This window comes from Limnobaculum parvum (assembly GCF_003096015.2).
GTDB classification, from domain to species: Bacteria; Pseudomonadota; Gammaproteobacteria; order Enterobacterales; family Enterobacteriaceae; genus Limnobaculum; species Limnobaculum parvum.
Map to the genome: position 1 here is coordinate 1,848,767 of NZ_CP029185.2, position 19,798 is coordinate 1,868,564.

The 19,798-nt window shown below is 43.7% G+C and carries 22 protein-coding genes; 12 read left to right on the forward strand and 10 right to left on the reverse strand.

Features of this window, described 5'->3' with window-relative positions; translation table 11 throughout:
* Positions 1–106 precede the first annotated feature (106 nt).
* The 6 genes from HYN51_RS07495 to pspA form a co-directional block, all read right to left on the reverse strand.
* Positions 107–1,168, reverse strand: coding sequence for a YcjF family protein (locus HYN51_RS07495; protein WP_108899453.1), 1,062 nt, complete (start codon positions 1,166–1,168; stop codon positions 107–109).
* Positions 1,165–2,562, reverse strand: a complete 1,398-nt coding sequence (locus HYN51_RS07500; RefSeq protein ID WP_108899454.1) for a YcjX family GTP-binding protein — start codon at positions 2,560–2,562, stop codon at positions 1,165–1,167. The genes HYN51_RS07495 and HYN51_RS07500 overlap by 4 nt, the downstream gene beginning before the upstream one ends.
* The gene (locus tag HYN51_RS07505) at positions 2,543–2,773 is read right to left on the reverse strand and encodes a phage shock protein D (RefSeq protein WP_108899455.1); all 231 of its coding nucleotides are present in this window, start codon (positions 2,771–2,773) and stop codon (positions 2,543–2,545) included. The genes HYN51_RS07500 and HYN51_RS07505 overlap by 20 nt, the downstream gene beginning before the upstream one ends.
* Before the next feature lie 142 nt (positions 2,774–2,915).
* Entirely contained in the window at positions 2,916–3,260 is a 345-nt protein-coding gene (pspC, locus tag HYN51_RS07510; RefSeq protein ID WP_108899456.1) for an envelope stress response membrane protein PspC, read from the reverse strand.
* Positions 3,260–3,493: an envelope stress response membrane protein PspB gene (gene pspB, locus HYN51_RS07515; RefSeq protein ID WP_108899457.1), complete on the reverse strand. Its 234-nt coding sequence runs from the start codon at positions 3,491–3,493 to the stop codon at positions 3,260–3,262. The genes pspC and pspB overlap by 1 nt, the downstream gene beginning before the upstream one ends.
* A gap of 81 nt (positions 3,494–3,574) precedes the next feature.
* Positions 3,575–4,246, reverse strand: a complete 672-nt coding sequence (gene pspA, locus HYN51_RS07520) for a phage shock protein PspA (protein ID WP_108899458.1) — start codon at positions 4,244–4,246, stop codon at positions 3,575–3,577.
* A gap of 198 nt (positions 4,247–4,444) precedes the next feature.
* Here pspA and pspF point away from each other — a divergent pair, with 198 nt between their 5' ends.
* The 7 genes from pspF (at position 4,445) to fabI (ending at position 11,925) form a co-directional block, all read left to right on the forward strand.
* Positions 4,445–5,449, forward strand: a complete 1,005-nt coding sequence (gene pspF / locus HYN51_RS07525; protein WP_108901992.1) for a phage shock protein operon transcriptional activator — start codon at positions 4,445–4,447, stop codon at positions 5,447–5,449.
* A 146-nt stretch (positions 5,450–5,595) separates the two neighbouring features.
* Entirely contained in the window at positions 5,596–7,299 is a 1,704-nt protein-coding gene (sapA, locus tag HYN51_RS07530; RefSeq protein ID WP_108899459.1) for an ABC transporter substrate-binding protein SapA, read from the forward strand.
* On the forward strand, positions 7,296–8,261 hold the full coding sequence (gene sapB, locus HYN51_RS07535) for a putrescine export ABC transporter permease SapB (RefSeq protein ID WP_108899460.1): 966 nt from the start codon (positions 7,296–7,298) through the stop codon (positions 8,259–8,261). The genes sapA and sapB overlap by 4 nt, the downstream gene beginning before the upstream one ends.
* Positions 8,248–9,138 carry a putrescine export ABC transporter permease SapC gene (sapC, locus tag HYN51_RS07540; protein WP_108899461.1) on the forward strand — a complete coding sequence of 297 codons (891 nt, stop codon included), beginning with the start codon at positions 8,248–8,250 and terminating at the stop codon, positions 9,136–9,138. The genes sapB and sapC overlap by 14 nt, the downstream gene beginning before the upstream one ends.
* Positions 9,138–10,133: a putrescine export ABC transporter ATP-binding protein SapD gene (gene sapD / locus HYN51_RS07545; protein ID WP_108899462.1), complete on the forward strand. Its 996-nt coding sequence runs from the start codon at positions 9,138–9,140 to the stop codon at positions 10,131–10,133. Before sapC ends, sapD begins: the two co-directional genes overlap by 1 nt.
* Positions 10,133–10,945, forward strand: a complete 813-nt coding sequence (gene sapF / locus HYN51_RS07550) for a putrescine export ABC transporter ATP-binding protein SapF (RefSeq protein WP_407936338.1) — start codon at positions 10,133–10,135, stop codon at positions 10,943–10,945. Before sapD ends, sapF begins: the two co-directional genes overlap by 1 nt.
* A gap of 188 nt (positions 10,946–11,133) precedes the next feature.
* Positions 11,134–11,925, forward strand: a complete 792-nt coding sequence (gene fabI / locus HYN51_RS07555) for an enoyl-ACP reductase FabI (RefSeq protein ID WP_108899464.1) — start codon at positions 11,134–11,136, stop codon at positions 11,923–11,925.
* Positions 11,926–11,996: 71 nt separating this feature from the next.
* On the opposite strand, the gene ppnP is transcribed toward fabI, so the two are convergent.
* Entirely contained in the window at positions 11,997–12,281 is a 285-nt protein-coding gene (ppnP, locus tag HYN51_RS07560) for a pyrimidine/purine nucleoside phosphorylase (RefSeq protein WP_108899465.1), read from the reverse strand.
* 242 nt (positions 12,282–12,523) lie between these two features.
* Between ppnP and HYN51_RS07565 the strand changes: the two genes are divergently transcribed.
* Together HYN51_RS07565 and HYN51_RS07570 are read left to right on the forward strand one after the other, a co-directional pair.
* Positions 12,524–14,467: an exoribonuclease II gene (locus HYN51_RS07565; RefSeq protein WP_108899466.1), complete on the forward strand. Its 1,944-nt coding sequence runs from the start codon at positions 12,524–12,526 to the stop codon at positions 14,465–14,467.
* Positions 14,468–14,624: 157 nt separating this feature from the next.
* The gene (locus tag HYN51_RS07570) at positions 14,625–14,885 is read left to right on the forward strand and encodes an Arc family DNA-binding protein (RefSeq protein WP_108899467.1); all 261 of its coding nucleotides are present in this window, start codon (positions 14,625–14,627) and stop codon (positions 14,883–14,885) included.
* A gap of 90 nt (positions 14,886–14,975) precedes the next feature.
* Here HYN51_RS07570 and cspE read toward each other — a convergent pair whose 3' ends face one another.
* Positions 14,976–15,185, reverse strand: coding sequence for a transcription antiterminator/RNA stability regulator CspE (gene cspE, locus HYN51_RS07575; RefSeq protein WP_108899468.1), 210 nt, complete (start codon positions 15,183–15,185; stop codon positions 14,976–14,978).
* Between the two features lie 452 nt (positions 15,186–15,637).
* Here cspE and HYN51_RS07580 point away from each other — a divergent pair, with 452 nt between their 5' ends.
* Positions 15,638–16,156: a M48 metallopeptidase family protein gene (locus HYN51_RS07580; protein WP_108899469.1), complete on the forward strand. Its 519-nt coding sequence runs from the start codon at positions 15,638–15,640 to the stop codon at positions 16,154–16,156.
* Between the two features lie 3 nt (positions 16,157–16,159).
* Here HYN51_RS07580 and HYN51_RS07585 read toward each other — a convergent pair whose 3' ends face one another.
* Positions 16,160–16,336 carry a YoaH family protein gene (locus HYN51_RS07585; RefSeq protein ID WP_108901993.1) on the reverse strand — a complete coding sequence of 59 codons (177 nt, stop codon included), beginning with the start codon at positions 16,334–16,336 and terminating at the stop codon, positions 16,160–16,162.
* A 153-nt stretch (positions 16,337–16,489) separates the two neighbouring features.
* Here HYN51_RS07585 and HYN51_RS07590 point away from each other — a divergent pair, with 153 nt between their 5' ends.
* Both HYN51_RS07590 and HYN51_RS07595 read left to right on the forward strand, forming a co-directional pair.
* On the forward strand, positions 16,490–17,077 hold the full coding sequence (locus HYN51_RS07590; protein ID WP_108899470.1) for a CoA pyrophosphatase: 588 nt from the start codon (positions 16,490–16,492) through the stop codon (positions 17,075–17,077).
* Between the two features lie 262 nt (positions 17,078–17,339).
* Positions 17,340–18,707 carry an L-serine ammonia-lyase gene (locus HYN51_RS07595; protein ID WP_108899471.1) on the forward strand — a complete coding sequence of 456 codons (1,368 nt, stop codon included), beginning with the start codon at positions 17,340–17,342 and terminating at the stop codon, positions 18,705–18,707.
* A gap of 148 nt (positions 18,708–18,855) precedes the next feature.
* Here the strand turns inward: HYN51_RS07595 and rlmA are convergent, their stop codons facing one another.
* Positions 18,856–19,677, reverse strand: a complete 822-nt coding sequence (rlmA, locus tag HYN51_RS07600; protein WP_108899472.1) for a 23S rRNA (guanine(745)-N(1))-methyltransferase — start codon at positions 19,675–19,677, stop codon at positions 18,856–18,858.
* Positions 19,678–19,798 lie beyond the last annotated feature (121 nt).

A 19,798-nucleotide genomic window follows, 5' to 3' on the forward strand; every position in this document is an offset into this window, starting at 1 on the left:
TGTCCCCGTTCAGATGAAGAGACGTGTCACAAAAAGTTGACAGATCAGACGGAAACTCATTGGAGACACCCCGTCATCACTGCTTTTTGTCTCTAAACACACGCTCTTAAGATTTGCTGCTTCCACCTTTTGGTAGCTTACTTTTTATCTGAGCAATCAGTTGGGTGCGAAAATCCCCTAATCGTGGTTTATCGTTATCTATCCACGGCAATGGGCGGCACAATTCCATGGCCTTAATACCAAGACGAGCCGTCAATAAACCAGCACCAATACCCTGAGCTGCCCGAGTAGATAGCCTGGCGGTAATATCCTGAGAAATCCAGTCCATACCCATTTCCCGAATCAGTTCAGTTGCGCCAGCAAAAGCGATGTTCAGCATAACCAGCTTAAATAATCGAATACGGCTAAAGTACCCCAGTTGGATCCCATAAATGCTGGCGATACGGTTAATTAATCGTATATTACGCCAAGCAATAAATGCCATATCGACAATCGCCAGTGGGCTGACGGCAATCATCAAGGCTGATTCGGCTGCTGAACCACTGATTTCGCGGCGGGCTTGTTGATCTAATACGGGTTGAACTAATGTGGCATACAGGGAAACCACTTCGCGATCGTTTTGTGTTTCATGTAGTGATGCTTGCCAGCGTTGTAGTGCTGGGTGGCTTTTATCAATACCCGCCTGAATAGCCAGTTTCTCACAAAACTCACGTCCTTTACCTAAGGCGTGACTATGTAACAATTCTCGGGCGATATCGCGCTCTTCGGCACGCTCCCGCAATCGATATAAACGACGCCATTCAGTTAACACTGAACCAACACCGGCGACAACGATAATTGCGCCTGCACTATATGCGCCCAACGTAATCCATTCATGATTCTGAATCGCATCAGAAATACGATAAATGCCCTGAGCTACCACGCTAATGCCAAAAACCCCTAGCCCCAAAGTGACCATTTTACGCCACAGGCTGGTTTTTGGCCTAAGGGCATTCATAATGATCCCTTCAGCTTCGCCCTCTTCTTGCTCTTCCTCCAACTCCGGCGCTGTGGGGAAGAAATTCTCTGCCTCTTGCGAATTAAATTGTAGATTGCTGCGCAAAACAGGCTCTTTTTCATCCAACAGTGGCTCTTCGAAGGTGATTCGCCCTTTTATTGGTTGGTTCATTTAAGCTTATCTCCTAACAAAAACTCCATAACTGCATCTAGACGAATATGAGGCAATGGCGTATCAACGCTCATGGGCTGAGGTCTGAATTGATCAAAATGAAAACCTTGCTGTTGCCAGAATGACGGTTCCGGTAAACGGGCTGGAACCTCACCGGGATAGACGGTTAATGGTTGACCATCCTCCAGACGATAACCTTTCAGCGCGGGCAGTCGATTTCCTTGATGTTCAATCATACCGCTCTCTGTTGCCTGTACTGATGCAAGGCCTACGCAATCCATACTGATACCTTCAAACGCTGCGTTCTGCCATGCTTCCTGTACCAGTTGCTGCAATAGAGAAACTAAATTAGCGTGCTGATCCGGTGTGATATGGTCCGCCTTGCTGGCCGCAAACATTAACTTATCAATACAGGGGGAAAACAGACGTCTGAGCAAAGAGCGTTGACCATAGTGGAAACTCTGCATTAACTGAGTTAGCGCCAGTCGCATATCATTAAACGCCTGCGGGCCGTTATTTAACGGTTGCAGACAATCCACTAACACAATCTGACGGTCAAACTTCATGAAATGATCCCGATAGAAACCTTTTACTACATGCTGACAATAGTAATCATAACGGGCTTTCAGCATTCCCCAGTTGGTTCGCTTATCGGCCTGTGCCAGTCGAGATTGATTTTGTGCGTTAATCTCAGGCCATGGGAAAAATTGCAATGCCGGAGCACCGGCTAAATCTCCCGGTAAAACAAAACGCCCTGGTTGAATAAAGTGCAACCCTTCCTGTTTGCAACGCAGCAAATAGTCACTATAGGCTTGGGCAATATCCGCCAATAAATTCTCATCAACTGGCCCTAACGGATCGCATTTAGCACAGAGGTCAAGCCAGGGCTTGGCCCATTCGGCACGCTCTCCCTGCCGAATACTGTTCATTTGATGCGACCATTCAAGATAGTTTTGTTCTAGCATGGGTAAATCTAATAGCCACTCTCCCGGGTAATCTACAATCTCCAGATAGAGTGTTGAATGACTGGTAAAGTGGCGTATCAGCGAATCATTAGAACGAAAACGCAGTGCTAGCTGAATTTCACTCACACCACGGGTTGCCGTTGGCCAACTGGGGGGTGAACCATACAATGATGCCACCCCTTCATCATAGGTAAACCGTGGGATACCAAAATCTTTTTGTGGGATCCGTTTTACTCCCATCAGCCGCTCTTCCCGTACGGCAGAAAACAGAGGCAAACGCGCCCCATTATTCACATTCAAAAGTTGGTTAACAAACGCGGTAATAAATGCGGTTTTTCCGCTACGGCTCAACCCTGTAACCGCCAATCTTAAGTGACGGTCCAGCCCGCGGTTAACCAACGAATTTATTTCATTTTGCAATCGTTTCATCCGAACCCTTTTTAAATCGCCAGGCAATGGAACCAAACACTTTTCTTAATAATGGCTCACCAAACATAACCAGTAATAATCGAACCGGCCGCCATAATTTGCTTTTTAACAGGAATGATAGCATTAACGCCGGAGCATAAGAGCGCCCAAAGAACAATATTATGGTGATAAGTGGTTGAATAAGAGCCTGCAGTTTAGCTGACTTTTGCATGATTGTTCCTGAATATATGGGGTTATGCTATCTCATCGGAAGATGATGTCATGTTGATGCGAGCAACCCTGAACTAAGGGTTACTCGCATTGTATGAAAATAATGACAGTAACTGATATTGCGGTTAGTTATGCCGCGGGTATTACAGGCGACGAAATCGACTTTCCACCTGAAAAGTTTCAGAGGTCAAATAACGCTCCAGATCCCGCAGACGCTGTTCGCTGGCGGCCAGCTCTTGTTCAACTTGCTTCATCCGCTGGCGGGCAGGGATTCGGCTATGCAAGTTGGCCTCTTCGGCCGGTGCACTTTCCAGAAAGAACACCATGGTGAAATAAACCACAACGGTGATAAAGAAAAAACCAAACACTAATGCTAACAGGGCTAAAATTCTAACCACCAGTACCGGAATGCCTAGATAACGTGCAATTCCCGCACATACGCCGCTAATCATGCCCTCATCAGGAATACGATACAGTTTATTGTTCATTAACGTTGTCTCCAGTTTGGATGCTCTTCATCCAAAATAGCTTCCAGAGCCTGAATGCGATCACGCATTCTTTGCGCTTCTTCAGTAAGTTTTACTAACCGCTGCATATCTTGCTGATTTAACTGACCACCATCGCCCTGTTTTCCACGGTAGTGCAGCCAGAGCCAGATAGGGACAACAAACAAGATGAATATTGTCAGCGGTATGGCAAGTAAACCCAGTAGCCAACTCATTGATATTCCTTTTTATCTAAAATTCTTAGATTGTCGCTTATTCATACCTTCTGAATAAGCGACCTCATCAGCCTGTTAGGATTAGGCGTCTTTGTTCATATTCATTTTTGCTTTCAGGGCCGCTAATTCACTATTAATTTGCTCGTTAACTTTCAGCTCAGTGAATTCTTGACTCAGGCTCTTTGATTTACCTAAACCAACGCTTTCCCCTTCTGCTTCCATATGGTCAATACGACGTTCAAACTGTTCAAAACGTGCCATTGCAGCATCAATTTTACCGCTGTCCAGTTGGCGGCGAACATCACGTGAAGAGCTGGCAGCCTGATGACGCAAAGTCAACGCTTGCTGGCGCGCACGAGTTTCACTTAGTTTCGCTTCCAACTCACCAATTTCGTGACGCATACGATCAAGAGTTTCATTTACTAATACCAATTCTGACTGCAACACGGCTACTAGGTCAGCCACTTTTTGCTTTTCAATCAGCGCAGCACGAGCCAAATCTTCTTTATCTTTACGTAATGCCAGCTCCGCTTTTTCCTGCCATTCAGCCTGCTGCGCTTCGCCTTGTTCAATACGGCGAGATAATTGCTTTTTCTCTGCCAGTGCACGAGCTGATGTTGAACGAATCTCTACCAGTGTGTCTTCCATTTCCTGAATCATCAGGCGAACCATTTTTTGTGGATCTTCAGCCTTCTCTAATAAGCTGCTGATGTTAGCATTTACGATATCAGCGAAACGAGAAAAAATACCCATGGTTATGTCCTCTTCTACAGTGGTTAATCAATTAACTGGCATATATTGCCATTCCGGTTAGTTACCGTAGATGTATCAAGAAGCGTGCCAACTTTTTAAATTTTTTAATCAATTGATTTTAAATAGATTTTATTTTCCTTGCCATTTGCACATGAAAAATGGTTTGATGAAAAAAACCAACTATTGGCGAAATTAACCATGCAGAACGCTATTGATAATATTATTGGTGAGGCAAATAGCTTCCTTGAAGTACTTGAACAGGCATCCCATGTAGCTCCGTTAACCAAACCGGTATTAATTATTGGCGAACGCGGTACAGGGAAAGAGTTAATAGCTCATCGTTTGCATTATCTCTCCAAACGTTGGCAAGGCCCTTTTATTTCTCTCAACTGTGCGGCATTAAGCGACACCCTTTTGGATTCAGAACTATTTGGTCATGAGGCTGGCGCGTTTACTGGTGCACAACGTAGGCATCTTGGCCGTTTTGAACGTGCGGATGGCGGTACGTTGTTTTTGGACGAGCTGGCAAATGCGCCTATGTTAGTACAGGAAAAATTATTACGGGTTATCGAATATGGCCAATTAGAGCGGGTTGGCGGGACGCAACCCTTGCAGGTTGATGTACGTCTGGTCTGTGCAACCAATGAAGATTTACCCGCCATGGCGAAAGTTGGCAAATTTCGTGCTGACCTGCTTGACCGATTGGCGTTTGATGTCATTAATCTGCCGCCGTTACGGGAACGTCGTCAGGATATTATGTTACTGGCAAATAATTTCGCGATCCAAATGTGCAGAGAACTGGAATACGCCTTATTCCCCGGTTTCTCACCTCAAGCCATTGAAATGCTGATTAACTACAGTTGGCCAGGAAATATCCGTGAGCTAAAAAATGTGGTGGAACGTTCAATTTATCGCCACGGGGAAAATGAAATGCCGTTAGATAACATTATTATTGACCCTTTTGTACGCCTTTCTTCCAATATTGATTCAGATAAATTATCGATAACAAACACGGATGTGCAAGTTACAGGGCTACCCGCATTACCACTCGACCTGAAACAGTGGTTATCCCAACAAGAGGAGTCGATGGTAACCAAAGCACTGGAGCAATCCCAATACAACCAACGTCAGGCAGCCAAACTATTAGGTCTTAGCTATCATCAGTTGAGAGGGATGCTACGCAAGAATGAGCAATCCAAATAGCGATAACGCTCGGTTTTCAGACAGCTTTCGCATAATTGTTATACGGTTTTAATGAATCGTCGCTTAAGCAAAGCTAAGCATTGGGATGACGGCTATACTCCTGTATAATCGGCAACTTGAACTATATATCAAAGAATCCTTTATATATGCGCGGTTTAAAAATTGGGGCGTTGCTCTGTGTAGGTTTCCTTATTATTCCTGCATGGGCAGCACCAACCGGAAAGCTGGAAACGCCACCCTTGATTACCACTCCCGGTACGACACCGGCATTGGTACCATCAAAACCTGCTCAGTCAGATATTCGCCAGAGCGGTTTTGTCTATTGTGTCAGTGGTGTTGTTGATAGTTTTAACCCACAAATAGCTAACGGCGGAGTGATGGTTGATACCATTGCTGCTCAGCTATATGACCGCCTATTGGATGTGGATCCTTATACCTACCGATTGATCCCCGAACTGGCCGAACGTTGGGAGAGTCTGAATAACGGTGCCACTTACCGTTTTCATCTGCGTAAAGGGGTGACTTTTCAAAGCACCGAATGGTTTACGCCAACCCGCACGATGAATGCGGACGATGTGGTATTCAGTTTCAGCCGAATCTTTAATGCTGAAGCGCCCTACCATCTGGTAAATGGTGGGCATTATCCCTATTTTGACAGTATGCAATTTTCCGACTCGGTAAAAAGCATACACAAAGTTAATGACTACACCGTCGATATTGAATTGCATAATGCAGATGCTTCTTTCCTGTGGCATTTAGCAACCCACTATGCCCCTGTTCTCTCCGCCGAGTATGCGAATAATCTAACCCGCGCGGGTATGCAAGAACGCATCGATAGACAACCTGTTGGCACAGGCCCTTTTTTGCTGAACGAGTATCATCCTGGGCAGTTTGTTCGCCTTTATCGTCATAAAGATTACTGGCGTGGCTCCCCTAAAATGCAACAGGTGGTGATCGATTTAGGCGCTGGCGGCACCGGTCGTTTGTCTAAATTACTCACCGGTGAATGTGACGTTTTGGCCTATCCTGCAGCCAGTCAGCTTTCCATATTGCGTGACGATCCGCGTTTGCGAATTTCGCTACGTACCGGTATGAATGTAGCCTATTTAGCTTTTAATACCGGAAAAGCACCTTTCAACGATCGTCGGGTACGCCAGGCTATTGCACTGGCCATCAATAATCCACGTCTGATGCAATCGATTTATTATGGTACAGCTGAAACCGCGTCATCCATTCTTCCTCGTACGTCATGGGCTTACGACAATGAGTCAGATATTACTGAGTACAATGTCGAAAAATCTAAACAGTTACTGAAAGAAGCGGGTGTCAACAACCTTCAACTGCACCTCTGGGTACCCACTGCCTCTCAGGCTTATAATCCTAGCCCGCTGAAAATGGCGGAACTGCTTCAGGCGGATTTAGCCAAAGTGAATATTAAAGTCACTATTGTTCCAGTTGAGGGGCGCTTTCAGGAACTTAGCCTTAGCGATGATACTCACGACCTGACGCTAACCGGTTGGACGACCGACAGTAACGATCCTGACAGCTTTTTCCGACCGCTACTCAGTTGTGCCGGTATTGATTCACAGACCAACTATGCTCGTTGGTGTAATCAGGAATTCGATCAGTTGTTATCTAACGGTGTCACTTCTCAGGATCTTTCCATGCGAATTGAGACCTATACTAAAGCTCAGAAGATTCTGGCTCAGGAACTGCCCGTTCTGCCATTGGCCTCTTCATTACGGATTCAAGCTTATCGATACGATATTAAGGGGTTGGTATTGAGCCCTCTGGGTAACGTTTCATTTGCCGGTGTCTATCGAGAAAAATCAGAGACGAATAATAAATGATTATTTATATTCTCAGGCGGTTGTTACTCGCATTTGTCACTTTGCTGATTCTAACGTTTGTTAGTTTTGGTATCTCTTATTTTACGCCTAATGCCCCATTGGCTGGAGCGCATCTGTTTGATGCTTATGTTTTTTATATGGAAAGTCTGCTTCAGGGGGAGTTTGGTACTTCAGTGATTAACGGGCAGATTATTGGTGAACAGTTAAAGATTGTGTTTCCCGCCACCCTTGAGTTGTGCGTTTTTGCCTTTGTCATTGCTTTAGGTTTAGGTATTCCATTGGGAATTTTGGCCGCCATGTCGAAAGAAAAATGGCCTGACCACATTATTACTTCAATTTCTCTGTTCGGTTTCTCTATCCCTATCTTTTGGCTGGCATTACTGCTGATGCTGTTTTTTTCGTTAACCCTTGGCTGGTTACCCGTTTCCGGTCGTTATGATTTGTTATACCAGATTAAGCCAATTACCGGTGTTGCGTTAATTGATGCCTGGCTCTCTGATTCACTCTATCGTGAAGAGATTATTATCAGTGTCTTGAAACATCTGATCTTACCGGTACTGACTCTAGCCGTTGCACCAACGACGGAAGTTATTCGCCTGACGCGTCAGAGCGTGATTCAAATTATCGGACAGAACTATATTAAGGCTGCGGCAACGCGCGGTTTGTCTCGTTTTACCATTATTCGTCGCCATGTGTTACATAATGCTCTGCCGATGATTATTCCTAAACTGAGCCTACAGTTTTCCACAATGTTAGCTTTAGCAATGATCACTGAATCGGTCTTTAATTGGCCTGGCTTAGGCCGTTGGCTCATTTTGGCGATTCGCCAGCAGGATTTTGCCGTTATTTCAGCGGGCATTATCGTCATAGGAAGTCTGTCTATCGCGGTTAATCTAATTGCCGATATCTTTAGTGCAATGACTGACCCTTTTAAAAATAAGGAGTGGTATGCTTTCCGATAACGTATACCGCGAAAAGAAAATGCCGGGAGCTATGAGCTATATCTGGCAGCGTATCCATAAAGATATTCTGGCGATGATTGGCCTTTACGGTGTTCTTATGCTGGTTGTTTTATGCTTGTTTGGTGAGATTATTGCGCCTTATCAACTCGATCAGCAATTCCTCGGTTACCAACTTCTACCACCGTCTTGGTCTCGTCACGGTGATGTCTCCTTTTTCTTGGGTACCGATGATTTAGGCCGAGATCTGTTAAGCCGCCTGCTTAATGGGGCAGCACCAACCTTTGGTTCAGCGTTGCTGGTTACATTAGCAGCCGCTTTTTTTGGCACCCTGCTTGGTTTATTGGCTGGCGTCAGTCATGGATTACGTTCTGCCGCATTTAACCACATGCTTGATACGCTACTGGCAATTCCTTCTCTGCTACTGGCAATTATTGTTGTCGCTTTCTTAGGGCCTAGGTTGGAACATGCCATGTTCGCTATCTGGCTGGCGCTATTACCTCGTATGGTTCACACCATATACAGGACAGTGCATGATGAACTGGAAAAAGAGTATGTTATTGCAGCTCGTCTGGATGGTGCATCCACGGCCTATATTTTGTGGAATGGTTTACTTCCTAATATTGCTCCAGTGTTGGTTACTGAATTCACCCGTTCTCTGTCTATGGCCATTATGGATATTGCCGCATTAGGCTTCCTGAATCTTGGTGCTCAAATGCCTTCGCCCGAATGGGGAGCTATGCTGGGCGACTCTTTGGAGCTGTTGTATGTGGCTCCCTGGAGCGTGATGTTACCTGGTGCTGCCATTATGATTAGCGTATTGCTGGTCAACCTTCTCGGTGATGGGTTATACCGAGCTATTTCTACGGGTGATGAATAATGCCTTTACTCGATATTCGTAATCTCACCATTGAATTTATGACAGCGGATGGTCCGGTAAAAGCCGTCGATCGCGTCAGCCTGACCCTGACCGAAGGGGAAATTCGAGGACTCGTGGGAGAATCCGGCTCAGGAAAAAGTCTGATAGCTAAAGCCATTTGCGGTATCAGTAAGGATAACTGGCGCATAACTGCCGATCGTTTTCGTCTAAATGATATCGATTTACTCAAGCTAACCCCTCGCCAGCGTAGAAAATTGGTTGGACATAATATTTCGATGATCTTTCAGGAACCGCAATCCTGTCTGGATCCATCAGAGAAAGTGGGTCGTCAGTTAATTCAGGCTATTCCGGGGTGGACTTATAAAGGTCGATGGTGGCAACGTTTTAATTGGCGTAAGCATCGGGCTATCGAATTACTGCATCGGGTGGGAATTAAAGACCACAAAGATATCATGCGCAGTTATCCTTACGAGATTACTGAAGGTGAATGTCAGAAAGTCATGATTGCCATTGCGTTGGCTAATCAGCCACGGTTACTGATTGCCGATGAACCAACCAATGCGATGGAACCCACTACTCAGGCACAAATATTTCGCTTGTTGGCTCGAATGAACCAGAATAACAACACCACTATTTTGCTAATTAGTCATGACCTGCAAATGATGAGTAAATGGGCAAATCGTATTAATGTGATGTACTGCGGTCAAACGGTTGAAAGTGCATTATGTGATGAACTGTTGACAGCCCCCCATCATCCCTATACTCAGGCATTAATTCGTGCAATGCCTGATTTTGGCCGAGCCTTGCCCCATAAGAGCCGCTTAAATACGTTATCGGGCGTTATTCCATCCCTTGAGCATTTGCCTATTGGCTGTCGTTTAGGTCCTCGCTGTCCTTATGCACAGAAAAAATGCATCGAAACACCTCGCTTAAGGGATGTTAAAGGCCATAAATTTGCCTGCCATTTTCCTCTTAACTATGAGGAGCCATCCTGATGGGTACCTTACTTGAAGTACGTAATTTATCCAAAACCTTCCATTTTCGTACAGGCCTATTTCAGCCTCAGGAACTGGAAGCAGTAAAGCCCGTTAGCTTTATTCTGCGTGAAAGGCAGACTATGGCAATTATTGGTGAGAATGGTTCGGGTAAGTCAACGCTGGCAAAAATGATTTCCGGCATGATTAAACCGACCTCCGGAGAAATGATGATCGGAGATCATAAACTGGAATTTGGCGATTATGGCTACCGCAGTCAGCATATTCGCATGATATTTCAGGATCCGAACACTTCATTTAACCCGCGGCAGCGCATTGGGCAATTGCTGGATATTCCACTTAAACTGAATACTAATCTGGAAGCGTCCGCACGGGAAAAGCAAATAAATATGACCTTACGTCAGGTCGGTTTGCTCCCTGACCATGCTTATTATTATCCACAAATGCTGGCTTCCGGTCAGAAGCAGCGGGTAGCGCTAGCCAGAGCACTAATACTACAGCCCAAAATTATCATTGCTGATGAAGCGTTAGCCTCGCTGGATATGTCCATGCGTTCACAGTTAGTGAACTTAATGATGGAATTGCAAGAAAAGCACGGTATATCCTATATCTACGTAAGCCAACATCTCGGTATGATTAAACATGTCAGTGACCAATTATTGGTTATGCAAAATGGTGAAGTGGTTGAACGAGGTAATACGGCTGAGGTTATCGCTTCACCACTGCATGATATCACCCGCCGAATGATTAACAGCCATTTCACGGAAGCGCTAACCGCGGACCACTGGCGTAAAGATGTATCAGATAGTTAACAACCGGCAGAAGAATCGAGAGACTACAAAATATTTGATAATACGGTCTGTTTCATATCACTGATCGGAGCAGTATGACAAACATGCACTATCCATCGTAGTTGCATGATAGAATCGCTCCGTTTTTTAACAATGATTGCTCCGGATATACTCCGGCAGCCATAAAATTGACTACAAGGATCATAGCTATGGGTTTTTTAACCGGTAAGCGCATTCTGGTTACTGGCGTTGCCAGCAATCGTTCAATCGCCTTTGGTATTGCACAAGCAATGAAACGTGAAGGTGCAGAACTGGCGCTGACTTATCAGAATGAAAGACTGAAATCTCGCGTAGAAGAGTTTGCTAATGAATTAGGCTGCAATATTGTATTGCCATGTGACGTTGCTGAAGATTCAAGCATGACTGAGCTGTTTGCTCAACTGGCTAAAGTATGGCCTAAATTCGACGGTTTCGTTCACTCTATCGGTTTTGCTCCTGGCGACCAGTTAGATGGTGACTATGTGAACGCGGTAACCCGTGAAGGCTTCAACATTGCTCACGATATTAGCTCTTACAGCTTTGTGGCATTAGCTAAAGCTTGCCGCAGCATGTTAAATCCTGGTTCTGCGTTACTGACTCTTTCTTATCTGGGTGCAGAGCGTGCTATTCCAAACTACAACGTCATGGGATTAGCTAAAGCCTCTTTGGAAGCCAACGTTCGTTATATGGCCAACGCAATGGGGCCTGAAGGCGTTCGCGTTAACGCAATCTCTGCGGGTCCGATTCGTACCTTAGCGGCTTCAGGCATCAAAGATTTTAAAAAGATGCTGTCTCACTGTGAAGCCGTTACCCCTATTCGTCGTACAGTAACCATTGAAGACGTAGGTAACTCTGCAGCATTCCTGTGTTCAGATCTCTCTTCAGGCGTGACGGGTGAAGTTCTGCACGTTGATGGTGGTTTCAGCATTGCTGCCATGAATGAGCTTGAGCTAAAAGCCTAATTCTCATGTCATTTCGGCTTACTGCATCAGTAGTAAGCCGAAATACTCTTAATTATATTCTTAGCTAATTATTATAAATAGCGGCACAGATAGGCCGTACTCTCACATACCTGTACGTTAAACTCACTTTTTCCTGGTACGTGGAATGACTCCCCAGCGGAAAAAACCGTCCATTCTGTCGAACCCGGAAGCAACACATTAAGAGAACCGGTAATCACCGTCATCTCTTCAGGTTGTGCTGTGCCGAAGTTATATTCACCTGCAGCCATCACCCCTACGCTGGAACGACCAATGCTCCCATTTTCAAAGCCAATCGATTTTACTTTTCCGGCAAAATATTCATTTACATTGATCATAATTGGGTTCCTGATGTGAGTAGTAAAATAGAGTCTTTATATTAATAAAATCAGTGAATTATTGTCACAAACAAAACGCCAGTTTGTGAAGCATAGCCGATATTCACTTTTTCATCTCAAACCGCCCTATCATGACATATCAATTAATTGCGGTAAACGACAGGTTAAGCTTGCTCCGGACACGCCTTTTGTGTAAAACAAGCCATCACAAAAATGGTTGACTCATTTATAGCGCTTCTCATATGTTTCAAAATAACCCGCTGCTCGCTCAGCTTAAACAGCAACTTAATGCTAACACTCCACGGGTTGAAGGCATTGTTAAAGCCACCGAAAAAGGTTTTGGCTTTCTTGAAGTAGATAACCAGAAAAGCTACTTCATCCCACCTCCACAAATGAAGAAAGTCATGCATGGAGATCGTGTTTCAGCCACCATCCATACGGACAAAGATCGTGAATTGGCTGAACCAGAAACGTTAATTGAGCCATTTCTGACACGTTTTATTGGTCGTATTCAACAGAAGAATGACCGGCTGATGGTGATTCCCGATCACCCAATGATTAAAGATGTCATTGCATGTAATCCGGTCAAAGGGCTAACTCACCCTTTGACTCAGGGGGACTGGGTAGTTGCAGAAATAACCAGCCATCCGTTGAAAAATGAACGTGGCTTTCATGCGCAAATCAATGAGTACATAACTCATGGGGACGACCATTTAGCGCCGTGGTGGGTGACGTTGTCACGTCATCAGTTGGAACGTACCGCGCCAGAATGGACATCAGAACCCATTAAAGATGAAGGAATTGTTCGCCGCGATTTAACCGAGCTAAATTTCGTTACTATTGATAGTGAATCTACCGAAGATATGGATGATGCGCTGTACGTAGAACAACTGAATAACCAATCGCTTCGGCTCTTCATTGCTATTGCCGATCCAAGCGCTTATGTTACAGCCGGCAGTGAACTGGATAATATTGCTTTAAAACGGGCATTTACCAATTATCTGCCGGGTTTTAATATACCAATGCTTCCTAGAGAACTATCGGATAGCCTTTGTTCTTTACAGCCAAATCAACGTCGTCCGGCACTGGTTTGTCAGGTAACCCTCACTCCTGATGGTTCAATCGGTGATGATATTGAGTTTTTCTGCGCTTGGGTGACATCTAAGGCGAAGCTTGATTATGAAAAGCTCTCAAACTGGATTGAAGGTATCGACGGCTGGAAACCAGAACAACCTGAAATAGCTCAACAAATTGATCTGTTGCATCAGGTTGCATTACGCCGTATATCTTGGCGCACAGAGCACGCTCTGGTATTTAAAGATCGTCCTGACTATCGCTTCATTCTCGGTGAAAATGGTCAGGTATTGGATATCATTACTGAATATCGCCGTATTGCTAATCGTATTGTTGAGGAGTCGATGATTGTGGCCAATATCTGCGCCGCTATCGTACTGAAAACGCAATTAGGTTATGGAATCTTTAACGTGCATGCTGGTTTTGACCCTTCCATGGTCGATCAGGCAATAAATGTTCTGGAGCTCAATGGTGTTGAGTTTAATAAAGAGAAGGTTCTGACGCTTGATGGATTCTGCGAACTGCGCCGTTTTCTGGATAAACAGCCGACATCTTATTTGGATAGCCGTATCCGCAAGTACCAAACTTATGCAGAAATCAGTACAACGCCAGCGCCTCACTACGGATTAGGACTGGAAGCTTATGCCACTTGGACCTCTCCAATCCGTAAATATGGTGATATTATCAATCATCGATTGTTAAAAGCATTGATTCACGGCAACCCATCTACAGCACCAGATGAAAGCGTTATGCAACCATTGGCAGAGCGCCGTCGAGCTAATCGAATTGCTGAACGTGATGTTGGGGATTGGCTATATGCACGATTCTTACAGGATAAAGCAGGTACTGATATTCGCTATCAGGCAGAAATTATGGATATCTCTCGTGGAGGTATGCGAATTAAACTGACTGAAAATGGTGCTGTCGCATTTATTCCAGCGCCATTTATCCACCCAGTACGTGATGAACTGATTTGTAGCACGGAGAGCGGTACCATCCAACTTAATGGTAATGTAGTTTATCGTCAGGGCGATACACTGGAAGTCACTATCGCCGAAGTTCGAATGGAAACTCGCAGTATTATTGCTCGCCCTGCTCCATCATTCGCTTGATCAACTTATTATTCTTATCTTTTGAATGCGCTCTTATTTTCAGGGCGCATTTTTCTTTTATTGCTGATTATCCTTTATTCGCTACATTAAAGAGGTTATAACCTTATCAACTGGTAATATCTCACTCTTCCTTATATAGCCAAACGGGAGCATCATTATGACGATTACTTCGCTGAGCGTACGAATACCTGCTGCGTTAAGAGCAAAATTGAAAGTCCAGGCAGAACACAATAATCACTCAATGAATGCTGAAATTATCAAGCGGCTGGAAGAGAGTTTAACCAGCCAAACAGAACGGATACCGGTGGTAAACAAAAAAAACAATTCGGGTAACGTAGAGCTTCCTGCCGCTGATGTAAATCGTCTCCGAAACGTACTGACGAAAGCCGCAAAAGAACTGAAGAAAAGAACTGATTAAGCAGTAATAGCCCTATTGTTCTGGCTATTTTAAGACAATAAAAAACCCGCTGATGCGGGTTTTGGGGCAAGACAGTTATTGTGTAATAAATTACAGAGAAACAACTTCAGCCGCAGACGGGCCACGTGGGCTGTCTTGAATAGAAAATTCAACATGCTGGCCTTCAGCCAGAGTTTTGAAACCATCATTAACGATAGCAGAGAAATGAACGAACACATCTTTGCTGCCATCAGTTGGAGTGATGAAACCAAAACCTTTACTTTCGTTGAACCACTTAACGTGACCAGTTTTCTTAGACATTACAAAATTCCTATTGATGTTTAACCTGCCAAAAGGCACGAAAGGCCAGACAGTTATGGTTACCTGTGTTAAGCACTAAGAAGAGAACCTGGAAGAAGTTAAGAATAACGAACTTGCCGGGAATACCTGATTCAAAATGACTTATCTGAAGTAGCGCTATTTTACTGACCAAAAACATTACCGCATATCCAATAAATTTAGGCAAGGTGTTTTCAGCAGCACAATAAAAAATTAGATCAAGAGCACATATTTTTGTTTCTCAATGGATATTGAAACGGTTAAGCAAATACCTCATCAAAGTCTTATTCTAATATTAATTAGTAACGTACATAATGAGATATTAATTTCATTAATCTAACTAATCCCGCCAATCTGTAATGCAAAAAAACTTATTAACTGTTAAGATCGTTCGTCTATTTATATGATAAATACATTTGAACAAGAAAAATAACGTGAATTCCCTTCCCTATCTTGTTGGCTACCCTGAACACATCCAACTTCAGGTGGCACAACTCGTTAAGCAAGAAAAATTAGGGGCTTTATTACTAAGCCGCTATCCCATAGCACATATCCACGTCACCGATAAAATGTTATATCAATACGTGATGGAGATAAAAAATCAATACATGAAAAATGCTCAATTAGTTAGCAAAGTTTGTTATGACAATAAAATTCACATTATCAAACATGCGTTGGGTTTACATACTTCAATATCTCGAATTCAGGGGAGTAAATTAAAATCAAAAGCAGAGATAAGAATATCAAGTCTGTTCAAATCAGCACCGGAAGCATTATTACGGATGATCGTGGTGCATGAATTAGCACACTTAAAAGAAAAGCAACACAATAAAGATTTTTATAATCTATGCTGTTATATGGAACCGGACTACCATCAGTTAGAGTTAGACACTCGACTTTATCTCACCTATCAAGATAAATGTGGTGCACTTTATTCTGATGTTAATTCGTAAAAATTACTCATCATCAAAAGACGCAAAAGTTTGCTCTCCTTGATGGCTTTCTCGGATTTCTTTGGCTACCAGAGCAATAGCTTCTCCGCTACTCATCCCCTCAGCCATCAATTGATGGATACGATCTACAGCCTCTTGCTGCTGATCGTGACGAAGTGCAGGTGAACCAATCGTAGTCATATATTTCAATGTTCCCGGTAGGATAAAATAGAATTTTGCAGAATTGCCCAAAAGCATATTGTGAAAGATTATAATAACACAGAATGATACATAGCTGAGAATATCTCCCATTAATCTCAGCCACTCAACCACGAATTTCAGTGATGAAAACTAATGAGCGATACTCTTCAACATTTTATCCAGCGTTTTCAGCTTCAATTACCACCCCCCGCCCATGATACTCATCAGATGCGAAAAGCTGCGGTATTAATTCCAATAATTAATGGCAACACTCCCTCTTTACTACTGACCAAACGCTCAGCCGCTTTGCGTAAACATCCAGGACAGGTCGCCTTTCCCGGTGGTGCAATGGATGATACTGATATATTGCCAGAGACCACCGCGCTCAGAGAAGCTTACGAAGAGGTTGGACTTAATCCAGAATACGTTGAGATTATTGGCCAACTTCCGGCGTTAGACAGCGTCAGCGGTTTTCAGGTAACGCCGATTGTTGGGGTACTCCCCGCTGGATTAATCTTCAATAAAAATCATCATGAAGTAGAGACGTTATTTGAAGTCCCTATGGACTACGCTTTAAATAGTGAAAACTATCATTCCATTGAAATTATTCGTTGTGGAAAACCCTTACGTATCTATTTTCTTCATTACGCCAATAATTTGATTTGGGGCCTGACTGCCACTATTCTTCAACGCTTGTCCATTCAGGTCAAAGGGTTTAATATCCCTTTAAATAACAGATAATTAAAATTATTTTCGCAACGAATTTAATTTTATTTTTCATTGATTAAAAAGAAAACTTTCCATTAACAACATACCTTTCAATACACTATATTTATAGCCGAACACTATGTAAAAAGACTATAATTGCCCTATGAGCCAAGATGAAATTTTATTCTGATAAATTCAAGCAGGTCATTTGACTGATGAATATCCATAATATTTCTACTGTTATTTATACTTTCGGCCAAATAATTAAACAAGTTTACTTACTGAGGAGTTTTGTGTGATTAGCGTTTTTGACATGTTCAAAATTGGTATTGGCCCGTCCAGTTCACATACTGTCGGTCCAATGAAAGCGGGCAAAGAGTTTGTCGATGAGCTTTGTCATAAAGCGTTAATTTCTTCTGTCAGTAAAGTCGTCGTTGATGTTTACGGCTCGCTTTCGCTGACGGGCAAAGGTCACCACACTGATATCGCAATTATTATGGGTTTGGCCGGTAATTTACCCGCTACAGTAGATATTGATTCAATTCCCAGTTTTATTCGTAATGTAGAAACTACAGAGCGTCTTCCCTTGGCTAATGGTCAACAAGACGTTGATTTCCCTCGACAAGGCAGTATGGTATTTCACAGTGATAACTTACCGTTGCACGAAAACGGTATGACCATTACCGCTTTTTCTGGTAATAAAACGATTTATACCAAAACTTATTACTCTATTGGCGGCGGGTTTATTGTTGATGAAGAAAACTTTGGTAAAACATCTGAAAATGAAGTGACGGTGCCTTACCCGTTCAAATTCGCAACTGAGCTGTTGGATTTATGCAAACATCACGGCCTGTCTATCTCTGGTCTAGTGATGCAAAACGAACTGGCCATGCATAGTAAGAAAGAGATCGAAACCTATTTTGCTGCAGTATGGCAGACTATGCGTGATTGTATTGACCGGGGTATGAACACTGAAGGCGTTCTGCCTGGGCCACTCCAAGTACCTCGCCGTGCCGCCCCGTTGCGCAGGATGTTGATCTCTTCCGATAAATTGTCCAATGACCCAATGAATATCATTGATTGGGTCAATATGTTTGCTTTGGCGGTGAATGAAGAGAATGCGGCCGGCGGTCGGGTTGTCACTGCACCAACCAATGGTGCCTGCGGTATTGTACCTGCTGTTCTAGCTTACTATGACCAATTTATTCAACCGGTAAGTCCAGAGGCCTATATTCGCTATTTCATGGCATCAGGCGCTATCGGTACCCTATATAAAATGAATGCTTCGATTTCTGGCGCTGAAGTGGGTTGCCAAGGCGAAGTCGGCGTAGCCTGTTCAATGGCTGCCGCAGGGCTGACCGAATTACTGGGTGGTAGCCCTCAACAGGTTTGTGACGCGGCTGAAATTGGTATGGAACATAATCTAGGTTTAACGTGTGATCCTGTCGCAGGACAAGTTCAAGTGCCTTGTATTGAACGTAACGCTATTGCATCAGTTAAGGCTATTAACGCGGCACGCATGGCATTGCGTCGTACCAGTGAACCTCGTGTATCGCTGGATAAGGTGATTGAAACCATGTATGAGACCGGTAAGGATATGAACTCCAAATACCGTGAAACTTCGCGTGGTGGATTAGCTATCAAGGTTGTTCACTGCGATTAATGTCACTCTAACGCCCTTTTATTCGTTAAGAGGGCGTTTATCTGTGTTCAATGCAGGTCATGCCACTATCATTTGCAATTGCATCAATCACCAACGGTAATGACATTTGGGCGATAGTTAACCATCTGGCTTAACAATTGTGGGAGCGCTAATTTTTGCGATATAAGCGAATGTAGAAATCCGTTTCACAATAAAAGTCTGTATTGTCAGAAAGTTCAGCGATCAATTGCTCTGAGGCCTTCCAAGCAAAGGGGGTCATTTGCAGCAAATTAACCGCCTGTTCACCCGGTAAATTCAATCCATAGCTTAAACGCTGGCTTTCCACTAGGTAGAAACCATCAATGTGTTCTTCGCTATCATCATGGGGTTGAGGCACTTGATAGATCAGTCCTTTGAGCTGTATCAAATGATTAGGTGCGGGAGTAACTGCCACAATCAAACCATCTGACTTAACCACTCTGCTTAGCTCCTGTGCTTTACAAGGCGCATAAATTCGCAATACCGCATCCATCGATTGATTACTGAAAGGTAAAAGATGACTGGATGCGACACAAAACTCCGCAGAGGCGTAACGCTTGGCCGCTGAACGTATTGCACCTTTGGCAATATCCAGACCATACACCGTAATATTTCTACGTAGCTTGAGCTTTTCCGCGAAAAAACCGGTGTAATAGCCTTCACCACAACCAATATCTAACAGTGTCTGAGAGGTTGAATCATCGGGCAATAAATTATCTAACAGTGAGAAAATGGCATCTCTTAGAGGCTGATAATATCCCGCGTCCAGAAACTGGCGGCGGGCTTGCATCATCATTTGGTTATCGCCCGGATTTTTAGATTTTTTATGCTGAACGGGCATCAGGTTCACATACCCTTCTTTTGCCCGATCAAACTGGTGGTGATTACTGCACAGCCATATCTGATTGTCCAATTGCAACGGTTGGTGACAAAGTGGACATTGATATTGCATAGCGGAATCCTGACGAAATAATGGATATCGGAATCACCGATATATCAGTAAATAAAATTTTTATGAAGGAAGTATAACATTAAAGCAGCAAGGTTTGAGATGCGTGTTAATTGTGATTTAA

Coding starts and splice junctions, on each gene's coding strand:
- HYN51_RS07495 (WP_108899453.1), bottom strand. CDS start 1,168: ATGAACCAACCAATAAAAGGGCGAATCACCTTCGAAGAGCCACTGTTG.
- HYN51_RS07500 (WP_108899454.1), bottom strand. CDS start 2,562: ATGAAACGATTGCAAAATGAAATAAATTCGTTGGTTAACCGCGGGCTG.
- HYN51_RS07505 (WP_108899455.1), bottom strand. CDS start 2,773: ATGCAAAAGTCAGCTAAACTGCAGGCTCTTATTCAACCACTTATCACC.
- pspC (WP_108899456.1), bottom strand. CDS start 3,260: ATGAACAATAAACTGTATCGTATTCCTGATGAGGGCATGATTAGCGGC.
- pspB (WP_108899457.1), bottom strand. CDS start 3,493: ATGAGTTGGCTACTGGGTTTACTTGCCATACCGCTGACAATATTCATC.
- pspA (WP_108899458.1), bottom strand. CDS start 4,246: ATGGGTATTTTTTCTCGTTTCGCTGATATCGTAAATGCTAACATCAGC.
- pspF (WP_108901992.1), top strand. CDS start 4,445: ATGCAGAACGCTATTGATAATATTATTGGTGAGGCAAATAGCTTCCTT.
- sapA (WP_108899459.1), top strand. CDS start 5,596: ATGCGCGGTTTAAAAATTGGGGCGTTGCTCTGTGTAGGTTTCCTTATT.
- sapB (WP_108899460.1), top strand. CDS start 7,296: ATGATTATTTATATTCTCAGGCGGTTGTTACTCGCATTTGTCACTTTG.
- sapC (WP_108899461.1), top strand. CDS start 8,248: ATGCTTTCCGATAACGTATACCGCGAAAAGAAAATGCCGGGAGCTATG.
- sapD (WP_108899462.1), top strand. CDS start 9,138: ATGCCTTTACTCGATATTCGTAATCTCACCATTGAATTTATGACAGCG.
- sapF (WP_407936338.1), top strand. CDS start 10,133: ATGGGTACCTTACTTGAAGTACGTAATTTATCCAAAACCTTCCATTTT.
- fabI (WP_108899464.1), top strand. CDS start 11,134: ATGGGTTTTTTAACCGGTAAGCGCATTCTGGTTACTGGCGTTGCCAGC.
- ppnP (WP_108899465.1), bottom strand. CDS start 12,281: ATGATCAATGTAAATGAATATTTTGCCGGAAAAGTAAAATCGATTGGC.
- HYN51_RS07565 (WP_108899466.1), top strand. CDS start 12,524: ATGTTTCAAAATAACCCGCTGCTCGCTCAGCTTAAACAGCAACTTAAT.
- HYN51_RS07570 (WP_108899467.1), top strand. CDS start 14,625: ATGACGATTACTTCGCTGAGCGTACGAATACCTGCTGCGTTAAGAGCA.
- cspE (WP_108899468.1), bottom strand. CDS start 15,185: ATGTCTAAGAAAACTGGTCACGTTAAGTGGTTCAACGAAAGTAAAGGT.
- HYN51_RS07585 (WP_108901993.1), bottom strand. CDS start 16,336: ATGACTACGATTGGTTCACCTGCACTTCGTCACGATCAGCAGCAAGAG.
- HYN51_RS07590 (WP_108899470.1), top strand. CDS start 16,490: ATGAGCGATACTCTTCAACATTTTATCCAGCGTTTTCAGCTTCAATTA.
- rlmA (WP_108899472.1), bottom strand. CDS start 19,677: ATGCAATATCAATGTCCACTTTGTCACCAACCGTTGCAATTGGACAAT.